Genomic DNA, 20,713 nt, shown 5'->3' on the forward strand with positions numbered 1-20,713 from the left:
CCCGAACTTCGAAAGCAACAAGAAGCAACAATAAGAACCTGTATCCATGGCAAACCGCCAACCGCTGGCACTGGTCGTCGACGACGAGCCGGATATCTGCGAACTGCTGACCCTGACCCTGCGGCGCATGGATGTGCACTGCCACACCGCCGCAACGCTCGCCGATGCGCAGCAATTGCTGCGCGACAACAACTATGATTTCTGCCTCACGGATATGCGCCTGCCGGATGGCAATGGCCTGCAACTGGTTCGGCATATACAGGAGGGAGATGGCGAATTGCCGATTGCCGTCATTACCGCCCACGGCAATATGGAGTTGGCCATCCGGGCGCTGAAAATGGGCGCCTTCGATTTTGTCAGCAAGCCGGTAGACCTGGAGCGCCTGCGCGGCCTGGTACAGCTGGCACTGCGTGTCGGGCGCAAAATCCCCCAGCCACTGCAGGAAAGCGACTCCGCACAACTATTGCTCGGTGAATCGGACAATATGCAGCGCCTGTGCCGGCAGATCGCCAAGGTGGCCCGCAGCGATGCACCCGTCTACATCAGTGGGGAGTCCGGCTCCGGCAAGGAACTGGTGGCCCGCGCCATCCACGCCCAGGGCGCCCGCGCCGAGCAACCCTTCCTTCCCATCAACTGCGGGGCCATTCCCGCGGAACTGATGGAAAGCGAGTTCTTCGGCCACAAGAAAGGCAGTTTTACCGGAGCCCACAAAGACAAACCCGGCCTCTTCCAGAGCGCCACCGGCGGCACTCTGTTCCTGGATGAAGTGGCGGACCTGCCGCTGGACATGCAGGTCAAACTGCTGCGCGCCATCCAGGAAAAAAGCATCCGCCCCGTAGGGGCCAGCCAGGAAATTCCCATCGACGTGCGAATTCTAAGCGCGACCCACAAGGATCTGGCCAGGGAAGTTGCGGAGGGCCGTTTTCGCAGCGATCTCTACTACCGGATCAATGTAATTGAAATCTCCGTACCGCCGCTGCGCGAGCGAACCGGGGATATTCCGCTGCTCGCCGAAACCATCATGCAACGCATCGCTGATAATGCCGGCGTCACCCCGCCGCAGCTGTCCATTGAAGCGCTGGACGCGCTGAAAAACTACCCATTTCCCGGCAATGTGCGCCAGTTGGAAAACACCCTGGAGCGGGCCTTCACCCTCAGCGACCAGCGGATTATTCGCGCGGAGGACCTGTTGCTGGATCGGGAGCCCATTCCCCTGCCGACGCCGGAAGACTCCGTCGCAGAGGCGATTCCACAACATTCTACCACCATGGAACTCTACCCGGGTCAGTTCGACCCAAGCCACTACCGGTCTCTGGACGAGTTTCTGCAAAATATCGAGCGGAGTGCGATCGAAGAAGCGCTGGCGGAGACCCGCTGGAACAGGACGGCCGCGGCGCAGAAGCTGGGGATTAGTTTTCGTTCGTTGCGGTATCGGTTGAAGAAGTTGGGATTGGAGTAGCCAGAAGAGCCCAGCTGTAGGAGCCTGCTTGCAGGCGAACAAGAAGGAGGCTCCGCGGTATTTGCTCCTGCAAAATCTTTATTTCCGCCATCCATGGCAATCACAACCCGGCTCCTGCACGGCTACCAGCAATTACCTGAATCCGAGCCGGTGGCAGCCCTGACACCAGCTTGGTTCAGGGTAAAAGTGGTGCACTTGGCATCATTCGCCTGGGGGGTGCCCGCTACCGGGGTAGCAGTGAGAGTATAGGTAGTAGCTGTTAAAACTCCAGAAACAGAGTAAAACCCTTCTGGCGAAGTTGAGGTAGTCGCATCCCCGTCTGTTATCAGCCCAGCAACACCGCAGCTGGCATGGTTATAGGCGCTGTAGGCGGTGAAACAGCGCTGTAGACGCTGCGCATAGTCATTCAGGGTCGCCTTGGCATCCGAGCGATTGCTCTTCCTTACCGACTCCATGTAAGACGGATAGGCGATCGCCGAAATAATGCCGATGATCGCCACCACGATCATCAGTTCGATCAGGGTAAAGCCGGATTCTTTTCTAGTGTATTTCATAATCACCTCAATTTATTTCAACTGGCGCCAGGACATGCGGCCATCGACTCCCTTCGGCTTGTCGCCTGGTGGAGCTTCGAGGTTCCCCTTGATGTCACTGGCAGGCCGGTATACCTTCTCCCCGGCCCGGATCACCTCCGAGTAACCGATAATTGCGTAATCCGATGCGGTACCTCCCTCGCCATAGATGGAATGGCCGCTGTACTGGTCCCCAACGGCAACCAGCTCCATTTCCCAACCGCTGCCACCGAAGGCGCAGGCGTTGCTGGAGGTAATCAATGTCGGGAAAAGAAGGCGATCATACAGCAACAGCGGTTTGCTGATCACTCGCTCGCCGGTGGGCGTCGCCACACCCTGGGGCAACAGATCCATATACCAGCCACGCTTGGCGGTGGCACCGCCCTCGGTGCTCCACCACTCAGTGGCATTGTTGGAAACCGCGCGCGTGCCATTGGTTTCGGTAATGACCTTTTCCAGTAGATAAGCGTCCCGCGCAGAGACATCGTCCTCAAGGTTGCTGTCCTCTATGGGCGACCCGGTATCCGCAATGGTGTAAACGCTCTGGATAACATCTCCCGCCTGATTGTCGCTACCTGCGATATAACTGCCGGTGCCGAAATAAACCATGGTGGCCCCATTCAGTTTCGTGTTGAGCCCCAGTGTCGGCGCGGCAGTAATCGGCTGGGCATTACCATTGCCATCTTCCGCCTTGAAAAGCGGAACTGGATCTCCGTTATTCATACCTCCTGCTCGATAAGCCACTTGCCAATCGCCATTATTGGCCTTATCAAACTTCCACATATTGCCCAGTAGGTCTCCCGCATAGGCGGCAGTCACCTCTGCATCACTATTGACCATCAGTGAGGGGCCAGCGAGGCCATTGGAGCCGGAACCATTGGTAGCAACAGCTAGAATATTAGCCGGGCTCGGATTATTCAAATCCACCATGATCAGCTTGGCTTGACCATTAGCGGAGTTATAACCGTTGCCAATCACAATCTGCCACTTACCATCCACCGGCGCTATCTGGGGCTGTCCCATAATATTGCCGATATCATCATGGTCATCCCCATTCAATTCAAACAGCAGATCGGGGCTTCCCGGGTCGGTCACATCCAGGGCAAACAGCCCCTTGGCACCCGCGCCGTAGGTACCCACCAACACATTGCGCCACTTGGTCACACTGTTGTGGGTAAAGTAGGCGTCTCCAACAAAGATTTTCCCATCCACACTGTACTTGTGGGGGTTTGAAGAAGGCGCGCCATAATTGGGCAGGGTCATATTCTTGAGCTTTTCAATGGCTACCGATGGAATATAAGCAAAAAGTTCCGCACCGGTATTCGCATTGAAGGCGTGCAACATGCCGTCGTTGGCGCCGACATAGAGCACTTCCTGGCGGTTTTTCTTGTGAGTGTTGTAGTAATGGGTATAGCGGCCCACGGTGGTAGTAACCCCACCTTCCTCAATAGAAATTTCATCTCCGCCCAGACCATCCGGCAACCGATCGAAGTGATAGTCCCTGCGGCCCGCATAAGCGGGGTTGGAGTTGACGATATCCCCCAGTAGAGTGGATCGCTCGCGCATGCCGGCTACATTTTGTCCTCGCACCCAATTGAGGCGATCCTGACCAATTGCCTCACCATCATCATCCGAAAGCAGCGCCTGGTCCGCCACACTCAGGTTGTCCCACTGGAAGCTGGCAAAGTCCTTGATACCATCGCCATCGCCATCGCTATAGGTATAAATAGTGCGTAGATCGTGCGAGGGGAAAATATTGTTATTCCGGGTGCTCCAGAAAGCCGTGGTCGCAAGGGAGCCATCCTTATGCAATTGAATCGCCTTGATCTCACCGCTCCAGTCGGCACTATCGAACAGCGCCTGATAGATATAGGTATCTGTACCCAGGCGGGTGGAGTTGGTGGCTACCGCGGAGGCGGAACCCAGATCGGACGCAACTTTGTCCAAGGCCGCCGCCAGCTTCGTTTCCAGTTCCGCGGGGTCTATGGCATAGAAATAGGTTTCCGGGTCTCCGGCCTGGATTTCACTTTCGCTAGGCTCCTGCCCATTTTCTTTCTCTCCGTATCCGCCCCACTTTGCGGCATAGTAAAGGGGAGATTCCAACTGGGATGCACTCGAACTTCCTATTGGGTAATAGTGCCGGTTGAGATCGTTTTGCCCACAATACGCATTATTGGGAAAAACCACGCAAGATATGCCATCAATAGCGTTATTTATCCCGGAATGCGCATGGTATCCATCATCTTGAGTGCCACTTAGCACATACCCGAATTCCAAAGGACGGCTAGAGGAGCCCTCCACCACTGTGGTAGAGATAGTGACTCCCAAAGAACTGACGTCGTAATCCAGCACCCCCCACATATCGGAGTCATAGTCCCCCCCTTGCTCGGCGGCCTCCCAGTTGATATACAACTTGCCGGAGTTCACCCCAGCCTCTGAGGTCTGTGGAACTATTTTAAAATCAACGATCGCGCAGTTGCCTTCACGTACTCCGTCATTATCTGTTTTTTTGTTCTGGCATGCGGGCAGAATATTGACTACCTTACCGCTGCCGCCTGGCACCTTAACGGTGACTGACGGCGTGGCCGACGCCAAAGCAATCCCATAGGTCCGCACCTTCTGTACACCAGTCAGCGTTGAATTGATATCGTTGCTACGGGCGTAATAGGCCAAGCCGGCAATATCATAGGTGCCTTTCAAACGGGGAGCATCCGGACAGGTACCTTGCACATCAGAAAGGGCCGTTACCGTCTTGGGAGTACACAATTCATCATCACTATCGCCACCACTTTCTCCTACAAAGTAGGGTTTTCCGTGGATCTGCTCTGCCGTTCCGACATTATTGGTCCAAGTATCTATATTCGCCCCAATATCACCTCCGTTCAAGGCATCACCGTCATAGGAACTGGTGGATGCGTTAAATTGCAGCACATTGACCGGAGCACAGTAGTTTTCCGTGCTGAGTGGTGCAGTCCAGCTGGCCTCACTCAAACCGGGAATATACTGGGAATCGTCAGCACTGTATGCGGGGCTCTTTCCTGCCAAGTAACGCAGTGACTCCAGGTATATCTCCGACTGGGGATTTCCCCAGTTGCTACATATACCATCTTCAATGCCAGTCAAGCCAAACGGGCAACTTTCATTCACATGGTCGTATAAGCCATCGCTATAGTCATACCCATGAATGCGCAGGCGATTCAGTGTGCTCAGAATGCCATTGACATTACTAATAAAGGTTCCGTTGGTTTCCACATTGATCTCATCCGTCAGATCGCCGACATTTTTGCGCAACACCCCACCGGAGGTATTTTTCTTGTAAGAACCAGTCATTAAACCGAAATAGATTTCGCCGTTCTCTCCGTATTTCTGCAGCAAGCCGGCAGGCTTGACGCTGCCGCTGGGGTAACTCCTGCAGTTTTCTTCCAGCAGACCGGAAGCGCAGGCCTTTACCCGAACATTGTAATCGCCGGCCCCCAGCTTATCGCTGTCAAAAACAGGACTGCTTGAATGGGCATTAATTTCAGTCTTTGCAGTATCATTGGCATTACTGCCCAGCCCCCAACGGCACTGCCAGCGCTCATTGCTAGCCCAGAGAGAGTAATTCCCGCGGGCCACGCGCATCAGCGGGGGATGGGAACTGGTGTCGACACTCTGAGAAAACCCGGACCCCTCCGTGGTATTGCATATCGTTAGGCCGTCATTCTTCTTGTTGCCAAATCCATCAGGGCGGGAAAATGGAGTCAGGATGGGAATGTCTGTCCCATCATAGTATTTGGCAAAGGAATGGGCATCATTGGGCAAAAGAGCACGTTCCAATACCGTAGCGCTATCACTGTCGGTCGAGCGATAACCGCCATACAAAATCTTGCGCACCACATCCACGCGGGTCATGGTCGCCCAGTTCAGGAAATTGCCGCTCCATTCGCCACTATTGCCACCGCCATTGCAATACCGATCATTAACTTTGCGACTGGGTTCGAAACGATTATTCTGATACTTATAACATTTGTCGCTATCGAAGTAGCCGTAATACTTGTGGCCATGCACATAAGTGGTATCCGGCACTCCATCTTTCGTCAGATCGGAATAGTCGTCATAGGCCTTGAAGTACAACTGGTGATCATTGGACATATTCAACATGACCACCGGGCGCACCGGCTGCGACAGAAACAGGGGGGTTTGAGCCAATTCCAATGACATGGCGCTGTGCGCCACACCAAGCCCCAGCAGAGCGCCAATCAGGCTTGTGTAAAGTTTTTTCCCGGAAGCTAGAAAAGACATTATTGAATTCCTGGTTTTTTTAGCGCTTATAAGTGGATTGAACTATCACTTCAGAGTTAGATGTACCACCAACACCGCGGCTTGTTATCCGGTAGTAGACGACATCTTCTGTTTTAAGTATGTTCAACCAATCAACGGCACCGCCATCGGCGCCGCTGCTGGCCAGAGTGCTGGTGACTTCCTCGATCACGAAAACCGGCTGACTCTCAACCTGACCCAGACCCATGCTGGTTGCGGCAGACCTATTAGCCCAATCGTACCCATCCCAGAAGCCCGTTCTTCGGCTTCCAGTCAGATTCTTTACATAGCCGGTGGTAGTGCTGCCATTTTGGAACCCCGGCAGGGCGGCACCGTTCAACACTTGCTCCCCTGCGCGCAGCCCCGCTTCCGCGGCCTGGAATGCCAGATTGCGATCTCGCATATTGCCCGCCATCAATTCCTGCATGCCACTGCCGCGCACGGCGGCAAGGGCTATAACTGTCATCAATAGCAGCATGATCAACCCAACCAACAGTGTCGCGCCGCGCTGGGAAGATAATCTCGCTCGTGTACTCATACCTAAAACTCCTTACGCGTTCAGGGCAGGCGGCTTCGAATGCCGATGGTATTGACAAAAACCTGTCGCAGACGGCGATCAGTCGCCGGTGTTGAGGCAGCGCCAGTCGGGAATGTGTATGACTGCGATTCAGCCAATACATTATCTTCCGAGCTCTGTACCAGGAGTTCCACTCGCGCACTCAGAACAAGCTCCCAATCCGACACATTGTCGGCATCGACATAGTTGTTCGGCACTCCATCATCGTTAGAGTCCAGCCCATAGAATATCTGCATATCTTCAACGCCTGTTAGAAGTTCCTCCTCAGGTGCGTTCCCAACTTTCTGATATAGAGAGGGTCTGTCCGCGCCGTTATTGGCAACGTAGTAAAAAGTGGTTGTCATCTTGATCACTTCTGACTCTGGCCCAAATCTGACCATGGCGCCAGACGATCCACCCCAGGAAGAAAAGTCGTTGCCTGGATTATCTGTATTTTGGGCGTGCACCACATTCACACTGGCAGTAGTGCCGCCCCCCCCAGCAGTCTCCTGAAGTTCCGTAGCCTGAAATACCATAGCTCTCGCGCAGTTGGAAATAACCAATATATCTTCTTCACACAGGCCGCTGAGCATATCGCTGGTACCACCCCCAGAATCCCGGCAGGCATCCGCCACCTTCCCGGTATAATCCACATTCAGCTGTGCGCCGTTATTGTTGCTGATCACGCCTACCCCACTGCCATTGGCACTCCTGACAACAACCATATCTGTTCCTTCAAGCGCGTCCGGATAGCCCGTCTGCTGCGCGTCGGGGTAATCATCAATGCCCTCGATAGCCGCACCAAAGTCGAAAGCCGGAGAAGTTGTCGGTTTAAGAGCGCTTTCATAATTCAGATTGCGACTCATACACCCCATATATCCCGCCATGCGAATATCCTGCCCCAGAAACTCCATGGCCAAGCGCCCGGTTTCCTGCACTCGAGAAATCGCCTGCTGGGTGGTGAAGGTGGCGCGACTGGAGAGGAACAGTTGCACCACGCCGGTCATCAATATCAGGCCTATCGTAATGGCCACCATCAATTCTACGAGCGATACACCCCGTTGCTTGCGCATATCCGCTAACCCTTAAAATTAAATTCTTGTTGTGTATTGAAAGCTGCTGAGGCTGTTATCTACCCGGCCATTACCATCGGCCACGCCGGTGGCATCTTTCTCGGACCACTGGATGGTCACGGTGCAGATGCCAGTGTTGTTGCAGGTGATGCCGCCGGTACCATTGGGGAGGGCATTGCTCAGATTGGTGCGCCACGCGCTCAGATCCTGGTCGGCAACGGATGTGCCTGTCACGGTGGCGTCCACCGTCAGGTTATAGCCGGCAAGATTGCCTCGGTTGATACGCGCTCTATCCAGCAGGTCGGACGCGAGAATATTCGCCTGGGAACGCAAATAGGCACTGTGGTTGTACTGCAGGGATTTGTTCTGCAGGGCGGCGAGGCCCAATAGCGAAGTGGAGAGGATAAGCACGGTGACCATCACTTCGATCAGTGTTGCGCCCCGCTGGCTGTGATTTGTCTGCATTTCGTTCTCCCTACTGGCAGTCGGAGCGAGAGCTGTTGATCAGGCCCGCCAGGCCGACGGTGATGGTGCGGGCGGCGTTGCTGCCGCAGCCGGTGACGCTGGAGGTGATGGTTACGTCGCCGGCGCCGGCGGTACGCGGCCGGGTGCCGAGGCGGGTAAAGCGGATGAAACCGGGGGTAACGGTAATCACCGCATTGCCATTGGGCGCCTCCCAGGCGCGCAATGGATTGCCATCGGGGTTGGGGGCCGCGGCACCGCTGGCGTTGTCGGCAACCACAATCCAACCCTGGGTCCAGTTGCCGCCACAGGTGGTGCCATCGCTGCTGGCACAGATGGAAACATTGTCCCCGCGCTTGACCGCTTCCGCCCGCGCGAAGTTGATGGCCGTTACCAGCTCTTCCCCCAGCGCCACGGACTGGTTGTTGTGGATCATGGTGGTAAAGCTGGGGGCTGCGATGGTGACGACAATGGCGAGCACCGCGATGGTTACCATCAGTTCGATCAGGGTAAAGCCCCCCTGCCCTTGCAGTACCTGTGGTTTTTGTCCCATAAGACAGCTCATTTTTGCTTAATTACTAATCAAATTTGTACGGTCATGGCTGGATGCCCGCGCAACGGTGGCGTTATAGTCCCCGAAACCTATCAGAGCTTTATCAGGCGAACTACGGAGATCCGACAGGCGGCTACATAACAGGATCAAACGGAAACCAAACTGAGACATAAGTCAAAAAGCCCAGGAGGGACGAGATGCGTGAACAGGGATTGACGCTGCTCGAACTGCTTATCACTTTGGCGGTACTGGCAATTCTGCTTGCTATCGGTCTGCCCGGTTTTTCCACGATTATTCAGAACAGTCGGCTCGCGGCCAACACTGAGGAACTGCGCAGTGCTATTCATTTGGCCCGCACCGCGGCGGTGAGTCGCAATCAGCGGGTGACGTTGCGCAATCTGGGCAGTTGGGAATTGGGATGGCAGGCGTTTGCCGACGACAACAACAACGGGGTGTTCGATGACGGAGAACAGCTTCTGTTTTCCAGCGGGTCATTGCAGTCGGTGCGCTTCGAGACCAATGCGCCAGTGAGCAATTATGTGTCGTTCATCGGGACTGGAGAGAGCCGGAAGGTGGGGTCGGCTATGGGAGCCTTTCAGGCAGGAACCATTAAGGTCTGTACTGCTGACAACAGCCAGGGGAATTCGCTGGTACTGTTTCGCAGCGGGAGGTTGCGTACCGGTAAACTGGATGCAAATGACTGCTCCCCTCCCGACAGCTGACAGACGTGGAGAGTTCTTCGCCTGCAAGCAAGCTCCTACAGGCGGGCCTGCGGCCCGCGAGCGGCGCGCTACAACAGGCAGTTGGAGTTGGAGCTGTTTGGGCTGCCCACTACCAATACCAGGTCGCACTCCAGGGCCAGTTGCCTGACGGCATCCTGGCGGTTCTGGGTCGCGCAGCAGATGTCGCCCGTGAACAGGGTGGCCTGGGTGAGGTTGTCGGGATTCTTCACCTTAATTCGGCCACACCCTACTCGTCCTCCGCCAGATAGATGGAGCCGTCGCTCCACTTCCGGATAGCCGGCATGGCCGATCAGGATGCACTCGGGCTCTGGGGCTTCCGCAACACAAAGAAGTAAGCGATCAGTCTCCCCCACCCTCGGATTGAACTCGCTTTTCTGATAGCTCTGCTGCCCTGGCGTTCCAGGGTAGCAGAGCCTCAATGTCCTCTACGGTTTCTGCCTGCGGTAGCTCGGCGTACACGTGGCGGAGATAGTCGTAAGGCTCAAGGCCGTTAGCTTTCGCCGTTTCAATCAGGCTGTACAAGCCTGCACTGGCTTTCGCACCTTTTGGGGTATCGCTGAAGAGCCAGTTCTTTCTGCCGATTACGAAGGGACGGATAGCGTTCTCCGCAGCGTTGTTATCGATGCTGAGGCGACCGTCCTCAACGTAGACGCACAGTTTCTCCCAGTTTTTCCGCAGGTAGGACAGAGTCTTGCCAAGAGTACTTTTCGGCAACACTTTGAGGAGGGTTTTATCCAGCCAGTTTTGCAGCTTATCCAAGACGGGTAGACTCTCGGTTTGGCGGAGCTGGTGCCGTTCTTCCGGGGAGAGGTCCTTGCCTCTTCGTTCAATACCGTACAGGTGGCCGATGTAGTTGAGGGCGATATCGGCTTTGCTGGGCTGATTCTTCTTGCTTTTGTCCTTGGTCTTTTTGCTCTTACTGCTGGCAACCTTCTGAGCCTCGATAAACTTGCGTCGGGCATGGGCCCAGCAGCCGAGGTGGGTGATGGCCGTTGCTGCTCCCACAGCATGGTAGCCGGCGTAGTCGTCGGTTTGCAGGTATCCGCTGAAGTCGGATAACAGGGTGCGGGCTACCTCCCCACTGCGGCTGGGGTGGTAGGCGTAAAGAACCACTTGCTCGTTCGGGGGGCCGCCGAGACGCACCCACATATAGGATTGGCTTTCGGGCGGCTTGTCCGGCTCCTTGAGTACCTGTACCGGGGTTTCATCGCACTGGATGATCGGGCCTTCCCGCAACCTGTCTTCCAGCAGGTTGAGCAGTGGCTGTGCCAGTTGGCCGCAGCGGATAATCCAGCTCGCCAGGGTGTTGCGAGGAAGGTCCACGCCGATACGGCGGAAGATCTTTTCCTGCCGGGCCAGCGGCAGGGCATCCTGGTACTTGGCCACGGTAATCTGGGCCAGCAGGCCCAGGCTGGCGTTGCTCTTGGGGATGGGCTGTGCCGGTAATGGGGCGGTTTTGACGCCCGATTCACAGGCTTTGCAGGCGTACTTCTTACGAACGTGTTGTATCACCTGGATCTTGGCCGGGATGATGTCGAGCTGTTCGCTGACCTCTTCGCCAATCTCCTGCATCTGACAGCCGCAGTTGCAGGCCTTTTCCTCTTCGGACAGGTCATACTCCCGACGCGCCCGGGGGAGATCCGCCGGGATCGGCTGGCGGCCGGAAGCTTTCTTGCGGGTGTAGGTGACGGATTCCGAGGCGGAGGGTTCTGGGCCTTTCTCATCGGCCTCGCTCTCTGCCTCGTCGAAGAAGCCGAGCTGGCCTGGGGCCTGTTCACTGCTGCTGGCAAAGCGTTTGTCCTGCATCAACAGGATCTGTTCTTCGAGCAGGCGGATACGCTGCTGCTTCTGTAAGAGAAGCGCTTTCAGCGCATCGACATCGTCGGGTAGTTGCTCGGCGGCCAGTTCACTCATAGCCGCCATTTTATCGCAGTTCCCGGCTATGTCACCGAGTCAAACTGGATAGATTGGTGGGGTTTTTGGCTCCAGATGTTCAGGCCATTGAGCAACTGGTTGAGATCCCGGCCGTTGCATTTGTGGTAGAGGAAGTCATCTTCCCGGAGCCATTGGAAGCGCTGTCTCTCCAGCCGCTTGTACCAGACCACAAAGCCGTTGCGTTCCCAGTACAGCAGCTTGATCTTGTCCCGGCCGCGATTGCAGAATACGAAGAGGGCTTCCAGAGCTGGGGACAGATCCATCTCCTGCTCGACCAACGCAGCCAGACCATCGATGGACTTGCGCATATCCACCGGCTCCATGTACAAGTAGACCTGTGCCGACTGCCGCGGTCGCAGCATCAGCTCTGCTCCCGTAGCAGGCGCCAGACCAACGGCAGGGTTTGCTCCAGGGCCGATACCGGCAACTGCATGTGGATGCCACCGGGCAGTGCCAGCTCCACCGTGGCATCCGGAGCCGGTATCGACACCGGCATCAGTTTACGCCGGGACTTGCTCTGCTTGTTGCGCCAGTAGGTGAAGGTGCTGAGCTTCAACTCGTGCTTCTGGCAATAAGCTGCCTGGGGAAGATCGCTGTCCTTCCAGGCACGGATGTGCTGCTGCCAGAAATCGGATTTGCTCTGTGCGGTCATGTGGATCTCCTGATCGTTGAGAATCAGGAGCGTATACAGAAGGCGGGTCTGGTTTTAGATGGGGTTTATTGATCGCTTACACAAAGAAAATAGTCCAAGCGCAATTGTAAAGACTTTAGGGAACCTCTGAATATCGTCATTCCGGCGAAGACCGGAATCCAGAAACGCGTTGATTTCTCTAGGCTCCGGCCTTCGCCGGAGTGACGAAATGAACTTGTTCAGAGGTTCCTTAGAGCCATTTGGAATAGTTTCTATTTTAGCAACTTTCGCAACGAATAAAGCCCAAGAGCAGAAACAACAAATATTCTCCCCCAATACGCTGCGGGCTCGTCACTAGCAATGATTGTAAGACTTGACCGACCATGAAAATCCATCCTTTCATCAATCAAGCTTTCTCCCACGAACATCAAGCATATAAAAAAAGCAAATCCCCAATACAATTTATCACTGCTATCGTCTTGCATTACTGAGCCGCTTTTTCTGAAGTCACTGTTAGCACCGAATCCCTGGCTGCCCCTGGAGCTTGTTGATTCAATGCATCTCTAAAGGATGTTCCCGCTGGCGCGACCTTACCTTTTGCCCCCAACAACCCGGCCGTCAGTAAGCTGGCTTTATTAAAACCTTCGCACTTAAAACCATCTGACACAGACTGAGATGCAGCCTCACCAGCCAGCGCCATAACACCTCGAAGCACAGCGCTTGCAGGGTTAAACGCTCCCGTCAATGCCCCGATGGCCGCCTGTTTAATAATTGAGGATGGACTTTCACCTTGAAGAGCGGCGGTAGCACCAGCCACTACAGCACCGACTACCGCACCCGCAACACTGAAGATAATCTGACCATTCGGGTCTATTAGATTTACAGGATCATTGCCTACATAACCATAAAGACTCGTATCCCCACCTAAAAATCCGATTGGATCTTTTGCGGTCCATCTCCCAGTCTCCGCATCATAATCCCGAGCGCCAAACCGAGTCAGCTTAGTGTGCTGATCGTAGATACCACCCGCAAACCCAAACGGCTGGAACCCAGGATTGGTATCGGCAATCACATTGCCCCAGGCGTCGTAGTCCATGCGCTGGGCGATTTCACCAGTACCGGCATTGACAACTAGTCTCGGGCTACCAAGATGATCGCTGATAATGCGATACGTGGCTCCGCCTTTGATCATGTAGGCCGGAACATTGGTTTTTTCGGCGTAGACAAAGCGGGCAACTATATCCCCACTGTCGTCCAGCTCGGCAACTGGATTGAGCTGGTCCTCGTAGAGAAAGGCCTGTATCAGTTGGCCGTTGACCTTCTTGCCAATGCGGCGGTCCCTTCCGTCGATCAGGTATTCGATCTGCACGTCTCCGGGCAGGGTTACGTTGATCAGGTTGCCTAGCTCGTCATAGCTGTAGCCGGTTGTCGCACTGCTTTCGATCTTGCTCTTCAGTTCGCCGTTGGCGGTGTAACTGTAGCTGGCTTCCTTATATGTGAGCAGGCGGTCCTGTTCGTCGTAGGTGGCGACGAGTTGGCCATTTTCGTGAGTGCGGTTGCCGTTGCTGTCGTATTGCCAACTGGTGGTTTCGCCGTTGCGGGTGACAGATTCCAGGCGGCCCACGGTGTCGTATTCGTAGCTTTCAGCAATGATGCTGCCATCAAGCGCTTCCGTCTTGCTGCCTATGCGGCCGAGGCTGTCGCGCTGGTAGCCGAAGCTGGCCAGGGCGCCGCCTGAGACTTCCGTCTCGGCGCTGAGTAGTTCGCCGAAGCTGTTGTAACCGTACTCGGTGGAAATATTGCCCAGCACTGAGTCCGTCAACAGGCCACTCTGGGCATCCCTGGTCTGGCTCAGGACGCCGGCCTGGGTTAGCAAGCCGTCCTGGTCGTAGCCGTAGCTGACACAGTTTGTGGTGTTGACGCACTGTTCGGTGAGCCAGAAGTTGTTGTCGTAGCTCCAGGAGACGCTGCCGGCGATGCTGCCGCCCCAGGTTTCGGATAGGGGGAGGAAACCGTCGTAGCTGTAGCTGAGATTTTGGCCTCCGGGGGCGGTGATGGTGCTCAGTTGGCCGGTGTTTTCGTCATAGGCGTAGCTGTTGCTGCCGCGGGCGATGGTGCGGCTAGCCAAGCGGCCGCCGTCGTCATAGTCGTAGGCGATGCTGCGGCCGTCGGGGCGCTCTACCCTGGTGAGCTGCTTGTCTTTGTTGTACTGGTAGCTGGTTACCGTTTCCGCGCCGTCCAGGTCAGGTGGGGTGTAGTCTTCCTTCAGGTTGACGTCGGTGTAACTGAATATATGCGCCTCGCGCCCCGGCGGGGTGAGTGCGGTCAGGTTGCCGGCGGGGTCGTACTGGTAGCCGACGCTGCGGCCATCGTGATACGTCTGGCGGGTGACGCGGCCGGCCAGGTCGTAGTCGAAGCGGGTGGTACGCTGCAGTGTGTCGGTGATGCTTTCCAGGAAGCCGTCGGAGCCGTAACCGTAACTTACACTGCGCTGACCCGTGCCTGTGCCCGCCGTAGACACAATCAGCCTGCCGCGGTTGTCGTAACTGGAACCGAGGGGCGCCAAGCCGCCGGACTGTTGGGACACCGGGCGGCCCTTTTCATCGAGCGCTGTGGTGCTCTGGCGGCCTTCGGGTGTGGTGCTCTGCCAGGTGCGGGTTTCAGCGTTGTAGCTGGCCGTTGTCGTGCGGCCGTTGATGCTGACGGTTTGCCCCAGAGATGTGTGGCTCAGCAGGTCCGCCTTATCTTCCAGTTCCGCGGTGCGGCTGGTGGTGATCGCCTGCTCCAGGCCGGAGGGCGTGGTGACGGTGACGTTCTCCGGCACTGGCGCACCCATGCCGAAGCGGGGATCGGGGCCGCGCTTGCGGTAGCTCTCGGTGCCGTCGGGAGTGATGGTAATCACATCGCCGCCGGTGCCGAACAGGGTTGTTGTCTCGGTGCCGTCCGGGTGGATGTTGACACGCCGGCGGCCGCCGACGCTTTCCGGGATTACCTGATAGCGGGTGGTGCGGCCCTCGGCGGAGGTCATGCGGTATTCCTGGCCGGGGGAAAGGCTTTCCTTTTGCAGGATCCAGCCGCCGTCCTCCGCATTGATATCAGTGAGCAGATAGCCTGCCTCATCGTAGGTCATGGTGGAGCTGTGCTGGTTGGGATCGGTGAGGCGGGTGAGCAGGCCGTCCTCGGTGTAGGCCATGGTGTAGCTTTCGCCGGCCAGGTTGGTGACGCTGGCGAGGTAACCGTTGGGGTCCAGTGTCAGTGTTGTGCGCTGGCCATCGGGGGCGACTATAGTGCGAGGCGTGCCGTCGGGGTCGCGCTCAATGATGGTGTTGTTATCGTAAGCATCTTCGATGCGGACTAGCAGGTAGTTTTCGTCGTAGTGGAAGCGGTAGACGAGAGCGCCGGTGGCGGTGTCGTGGGTATTCAGATGGCGACCACTCGCATCAAAATGGAATATTTGAGCGCCGTTTTGAGAAGCAACTAAACGGTCACCAACTGACAGACCGCCAGAACTCGTAAGGCGGCGAATGCGATAATTGTATGTATCTACAGTATATAGATAACCATCTGCACCGTAGGCAACGGCTGTAGGCGAGGTCATATAGGCTTGCGTGGCTGGACCTCCATCCCCGCTAAAACCCCACACGTTGGGAATACCAATCCCAGCCACTGTGGCGATAATGCCTTCCGGCCCGATTCTGCGGACACGGTTATCATTCCAATCTGTAACATAGATTGCCCCATCGGCTCCATAATCTATACCTACCGGTGACTTAAACTCAGCCTCAATTGCGGGACCACCATCCCCACTTAACCCATATCCTCCACTACCGGCAATCGTAGTGATTATTCCATCTGCACTAACGCGGCGAATGCGATTATTGCCCGCATCAGCAATGTAAAGGTTGCCATCAGGGCCATAGGCAATACCTTGTGGGGAACTTAAACTGGCATTGATGGCTGGACCGCCGTCGCCGGAAAAGCCTTTCGTACCATTCCCCGCAACAGTCGTAATAATGCCATTCGGATCGACGCGACGAATACGGTGATTCCTAGTATCGGCTACATAGAAGCTACCATCATCACCACAAGCCACATCAAATGGAGAATTCATGCTAGCTTCGGCAGCTGGACCTTCGTCACCACCAAAGCCCCGTTCTCCGTTTCCTGCCATAGTGGTAATAATACCTACCGGACTGACGCGCCGAATACGACTGTTATTTTTATCCGCAATATAAAGGCTTCCATCGGCACAGTAATCTATACCAAATGGCTCGTTCAAGGTCGCGCTAGTAGCTAAACCACCATCACCACTAAAGCCACGAATACTACCTCCATTGCTAATTGATCCCGCAACTGTAGCGATAATTCCATCTGGGTCAATTTTTCGAATAAGATGATCATCAGTTATATAGAAGCTCCCATCCGGGGCAGTTGTCAGTCCTTGCAAGAACCTTAAGCTAGCATCACTAGCCGGGCCGCCATCACCGCGAATCGAGCCCCCACCATTATCATTGCCGGCGACAGTATCAATAATGCTACCGTCCCTCGCTTCCCGATTAACGACAGAACCATCACCCAGCATCAGCATTTGATCAATGTGCTTATATGTATGCTGCGGCGATAGAATCCAAGCTCCAAACTCTCCCATTCTTGGAGTAGTTGCCTGCAACCGCTTCTGCATTGACTGCCACAAGGTAACCTCTTGTCGTGCATCAACTGCGCTGCCCCGATTATTGGTGACAGGCCCTTCACCCGCCTTGGCAAATGCGCGAGCAAATTCGTCCGGCTTGTAGTACACGGCCTCATAAACATAACCAATATGAATATTCGCCGTATGGCTACCCACCAGTTCTCGACCGTAGGAATCCAATCCATCCCAATTAAAGCGATAGCTGAGGTCGGCCTGTGGTTCGAAGCTGTAGCTGAAATCACGGCCGGCTACGGAAATTTCCAGCGCGATTTCCTGTAGCGAAGCTGGAATCGTGTCACCAGTAAGCCGGATATCAGCATAGGTCTTGCGCCCGCGCATACGATCGCTGCGGTAATTCAGAGTAAAGGGCGTGCCCACAACCGGAATCCGCTCCCGCAGTACCTGCCCCTGGCACTCGATAATCGATCCCCCCTCACACTCTGGCTCAGACTCCGGCTCATCGGTTTCCGGCTCCGGTGGTTGAGGCCGCTCGGCATCCATCGGCGGGCCATAGGGCCAATTGCAGTCCCAGGGAGTGAAATGGGTGATGGGTGTGCGCCAGAGGCTCTTGCCCACCTGGTAGAGCTGCGCCAACTGCTGCCGCTCGGCATCGGTAATGCCCAGCTCACCCAGCGCGGTGACATCGGCGGCAATGCCACTGCCATCCACATCCAGCTCGGCGAGACCGTCGACAATGCCAATAATCTCGACCACCACACCATTGTCCGAGGGTATCCAAGCAGCCTTTTCCCGGTCATACCAGCCGGCGGGCACTATGGTGCCAGTTGGGAACTCGAGGAAGTTGTCCACGTACACCGGCAACGGCTGGCTGAAGTCCACGCGGGTGGCGCCGGCGGCGATGGCCTGATCCACGCTGAGTTCCACCGCGTAGGTGTAGCCGCTGGTGGGCGGCAATGGGCCGGGCATGGTTTCGGGGCCGTTTTCGCCGACGGTGTATTCGGTGGCGCGCACACTCAGTTGGTCGATGGATGTCACGCTGCCGCCGGGCAGGGTCATGGTGGCGGTGGCGCCGGCGGGGAAGAGGATGGTGGCCTGGCGGCTGCCATCGTCGTCGGTCTGCAGGCTGCCCCGGTGAACCTGGAAGGGCTGGCTGCCGTCGGTGAGGTCGATGGCGGTGACCTGGTCGTCCAGCGGGATCAGAACCACGTCTTCCGCCAGTGCATAGTCGTTCCAGGGGTTCTTGACCCGGCGCTGGGCGGGGAGGAAGCCCGGCTTCTCGTAGTTAATCACCAGGAAGCCGCCGCCGTTGACGGCCATGTCGAAGCCGCCGCTCTCGCGGCTCAGGGTCTGGCCGAATTCCGGGTGGTCCTTGATGGTGATGGTGACGCCGGGCAGTGGGTTGTTGTCCTTATCGCGCACGAGACCGCGGATCACCGAGGCGCGGCGCTCCTCGATGGTTTCCGGTTCCATGCCGGTCTGTATCGGGTTGTTGCCGGTGTAGAGGAACTCGGTGGTGCTCTTGAGGCTGGAGATGCCGGTGGTGTCTATCGGCGTGGCCACCTCCTCCGGGTCCGGGGGCAAGTCGCCGGGATTGCCCCCGTTGCCGTCGGCTACCGTAAAGCCGCTTTCCGCGCTGGCGCTGTTGCCGGCGAGGTCGATGACGGACGCCGCGAGCGTCACCTCTCCGGGAAGCAGGTCGCTTTGCGGCAGGCAAGTGGCGGAGCCGCTGTCCACAGTACAGCCGGCGGCGGCGCCGTTGACCAGAAGTTGCACGGAAGCGGTGTCCAGCGCGAGGTTGTCGGAGAAGGCCAGCAGGATTTCCGGGCGCTGGTTGTCCACTTGGGCACCGTCCGCAGGTTCCGCTATGGATACCAGCGGCGCGGTCTTATCCAGGTTTACTGTGACTTCCGTGCTCGCGCTGTTGCCGGCATTGTCCACCGCTGTGCCTGTGGCGATTTGGCCGGCGCCCTCTTCATTGACTGTCACTGGAGTGCTGCAGCTTTCGATACCGCTGCCCGCGTCAGTACAGGTAAAGGTGACGGTGACGTCGCTGCTGTGCCAGCCGTTGGTGTTGGCAACGGGCGTTATCGTGGCCTGGATTTGCGGAAGGGTTTCGTCGAATCCCAGTACCTCCACCGTAAAGCTGCTGCCCGGGGCGCCCTTGATTTCGACGAGCAAACTATTGTTTTCTTCGAGCGCAACGGTTTTCTCAATCAGGCGGCCACCGGCTCGCCGCAATTCGGCCGCGGAGACAATCTCCTCGCCGTTGACCAGGATGCGCCCATTCCTGACCGGCTTTGTGCAGTTCTCACTGTGCTTTTTAAACAGTTTGTGCAAGCGGCAGAGCACATAATCGAGGCCGCGCTCGGTGCCGTTTTGTACCCGCAATTGGTATTCACTCCCCGCATGCGGGGCGGTGAAAGTACGGGTTTCGCGTAACGGAGGACCGAAGGGGCGCGTAAAGGTTTCGGGGCCGTTGAGGGTGTAGGTGTCGGCTTGGGCCGCGGCGGTGAAAGCCGGGGCCATGATCAGGCCACAGAGCAGGTAAAAAGCAAAACGAGAGGATAACCGGCCCAGACGACGGGCCAGAGAAAAGAAGTGCGGCATGGTTCCCCCAATCGGTCCCTGAAAAAAGTATCCGGCAAATCGCCGGATGAAAATCACTATGCCGAAGTGCGGCAGAGGAAAGAATGTGAATGTAATCACATAGGCGCCAAAATTGCCAAGGCTGTGGGGTCTGGAAGATAAATTTGGCGCCAAACTTTGGCTGGTGGGGAAGTTTTGGCGGGCCTGCGACCCGCTTTGCGGAGCTGGAGCTCCGCGGTCCCGGGCTAGCGCAGTTCCTTGGGCAGGGAGAAGCGGATATTTTCTTCGCGCCCAGCCATCTCCTCAGGCAAATCCGCGCCCAACTGCTGCAAACGTGCAATCACTTCCCGCACCAGCACCTCCGGCGCGGAGGCGCCGGCGGTAATGCCGATGGACTGTTTACCGTTTAGCCAGGCGGGATCGATATCGGCGGCGCCGTCGATCAACTGGGCGCTGGCACCGCAGCGTTCAGCCAGCTCGCGCAGGCGGTTGGAGTTGGAGCTGTTGGGGCTGCCCACCACCAGCACCAGGTCGCATTCCAGGGCCAGTTGCTTGACGGCGTCCTGGCGATTCTGGGTGGCGTAGCAGATGTCGTCCTTGCGCGGGCCGCGGACATTGGGGAAGCGGGCGCGCAGGGCGTCGATAACGCGGGCGGTGTCGTCCATGGACAGGGTGGTCTGGGTGACGTAGGTGAGATTGTCGGGGTTCTTAACCTTCAACTCAGCTACATCCTTTTCGTCCTCCACCAGATAGATGGCACCGCCGCTGCCGGTGTCGAACTGGCCCATGGTGCCTTCCACCTCCGGGTGGCCGGCATGGCCGATCAGGATGCACTCGCTGCCTTCGGTGCTGAACTTGCTCACCTCCATATGCACCTTGGTGACCAGCGGACAGGTGGCATCGAAGACTTGCAGGCCGCGATCCGCGGCCTCCTTCTGCACGGCTTTGGATACACCGTGGGCACTGAAGATTACGATCACGTCGTCGGGCACTTCGCAGAGTTCGTCCACGAATACGGCCCCGCGCTCGCGCAGGCTGTCCACCACGAATTTGTTGTGCACCACCTCATGGCGCACATAGATGGGCGCGCCGAACACGTCCAGCGCGCGATTGACGATATCGATGGCGCGGTCGACGCCGGCGCAGAAGCCGCGGGGGTTGGCGAGACGTATTTGCATGGAGTCAATTCGCCT

The 20,713-nt window shown here is 56.7% G+C and carries 13 protein-coding genes and 1 pseudogene; 2 read left to right on the forward strand and 12 right to left on the reverse strand.

Features of this window, described 5'->3' with window-relative positions; translation table 11 throughout:
• Positions 1–46: 46 nt before the first annotated feature.
• Positions 47–1,459, forward strand: coding sequence for a sigma-54 dependent transcriptional regulator (locus PP263_RS12075; protein ID WP_308363760.1), 1,413 nt, complete (start codon positions 47–49; stop codon positions 1,457–1,459).
• Between the two features lie 122 nt (positions 1,460–1,581).
• Here the strand turns inward: PP263_RS12075 and PP263_RS12080 are convergent, their stop codons facing one another.
• The 6 genes from PP263_RS12080 to PP263_RS12105 are packed head-to-tail and all read right to left on the reverse strand — an operon-like array spanning position 1,582 to position 8,974.
• Complete coding sequence (locus PP263_RS12080) at positions 1,582–2,013, reverse strand: type IV pilin protein (RefSeq protein WP_308363761.1); 432 nt, start codon at positions 2,011–2,013, stop codon at positions 1,582–1,584.
• A gap of 12 nt (positions 2,014–2,025) precedes the next feature.
• Positions 2,026–6,312, reverse strand: a complete 4,287-nt coding sequence (locus PP263_RS12085; protein WP_308363762.1) for a PilC/PilY family type IV pilus protein — start codon at positions 6,310–6,312, stop codon at positions 2,026–2,028.
• A 19-nt stretch (positions 6,313–6,331) separates the two neighbouring features.
• Entirely contained in the window at positions 6,332–6,868 is a 537-nt protein-coding gene (locus tag PP263_RS12090) for a PilX N-terminal domain-containing pilus assembly protein (protein WP_308363763.1), read from the reverse strand.
• Positions 6,869–6,888: 20 nt separating this feature from the next.
• Positions 6,889–7,959 (reverse strand): PilW family protein, encoded by a 1,071-nt coding sequence (locus tag PP263_RS12095; RefSeq protein ID WP_308363764.1) that lies wholly within the window; start codon positions 7,957–7,959, stop codon positions 6,889–6,891.
• 18 nt (positions 7,960–7,977) lie between these two features.
• Positions 7,978–8,424 (reverse strand): type IV pilus modification protein PilV, encoded by a 447-nt coding sequence (gene pilV / locus PP263_RS12100; protein ID WP_308363765.1) that lies wholly within the window; start codon positions 8,422–8,424, stop codon positions 7,978–7,980.
• Positions 8,425–8,434: 10 nt separating this feature from the next.
• On the reverse strand, positions 8,435–8,974 hold the full coding sequence (locus tag PP263_RS12105; protein WP_308363766.1) for a GspH/FimT family pseudopilin: 540 nt from the start codon (positions 8,972–8,974) through the stop codon (positions 8,435–8,437).
• 197 nt (positions 8,975–9,171) lie between these two features.
• On the opposite strand from PP263_RS12105, the gene PP263_RS12110 reads away from it, so the two are divergent.
• Positions 9,172–9,696 carry a GspH/FimT family protein gene (locus PP263_RS12110; protein WP_308363768.1) on the forward strand — a complete coding sequence of 175 codons (525 nt, stop codon included), beginning with the start codon at positions 9,172–9,174 and terminating at the stop codon, positions 9,694–9,696.
• A gap of 74 nt (positions 9,697–9,770) precedes the next feature.
• Here the strand turns inward: PP263_RS12110 and ispH (PP263_RS22725) are convergent.
• From ispH (PP263_RS22725) to ispH (PP263_RS12140), 6 genes and pseudogenes are all read right to left on the reverse strand, one after another.
• Positions 9,771–9,881: pseudogene (gene ispH, locus PP263_RS22725) on the reverse strand (4-hydroxy-3-methylbut-2-enyl diphosphate reductase); the annotation flags it as partial.
• 175 nt (positions 9,882–10,056) lie between these two features.
• Positions 10,057–11,631 carry an IS66 family transposase gene (locus PP263_RS12120; protein WP_308368608.1) on the reverse strand — a complete coding sequence of 525 codons (1,575 nt, stop codon included), beginning with the start codon at positions 11,629–11,631 and terminating at the stop codon, positions 10,057–10,059.
• A gap of 26 nt (positions 11,632–11,657) precedes the next feature.
• The gene (tnpB, locus tag PP263_RS12125; protein WP_308363769.1) at positions 11,658–12,014 is read right to left on the reverse strand and encodes an IS66 family insertion sequence element accessory protein TnpB; all 357 of its coding nucleotides are present in this window, start codon (positions 12,012–12,014) and stop codon (positions 11,658–11,660) included.
• Positions 12,014–12,304: an IS66 family insertion sequence element accessory protein TnpB gene (locus PP263_RS12130; RefSeq protein WP_308363770.1), complete on the reverse strand. Its 291-nt coding sequence runs from the start codon at positions 12,302–12,304 to the stop codon at positions 12,014–12,016. The genes tnpB and PP263_RS12130 overlap by 1 nt, the downstream gene beginning before the upstream one ends.
• A 463-nt stretch (positions 12,305–12,767) precedes the next feature.
• Positions 12,768–19,541, reverse strand: a complete 6,774-nt coding sequence (locus tag PP263_RS12135) for an RHS repeat-associated core domain-containing protein (protein ID WP_308363771.1) — start codon at positions 19,539–19,541, stop codon at positions 12,768–12,770.
• A gap of 224 nt (positions 19,542–19,765) precedes the next feature.
• Positions 19,766–20,698: a 4-hydroxy-3-methylbut-2-enyl diphosphate reductase gene (gene ispH / locus PP263_RS12140; protein WP_308363772.1), complete on the reverse strand. Its 933-nt coding sequence runs from the start codon at positions 20,696–20,698 to the stop codon at positions 19,766–19,768.
• Between the last annotated feature and the right edge of the window lie 15 nt (positions 20,699–20,713).

Origin of the sequence: Microbulbifer sp. TB1203, from assembly GCF_030997045.1 — a bacterium.
Classification (GTDB): Bacteria; Pseudomonadota; Gammaproteobacteria; order Pseudomonadales; family Cellvibrionaceae; genus Microbulbifer.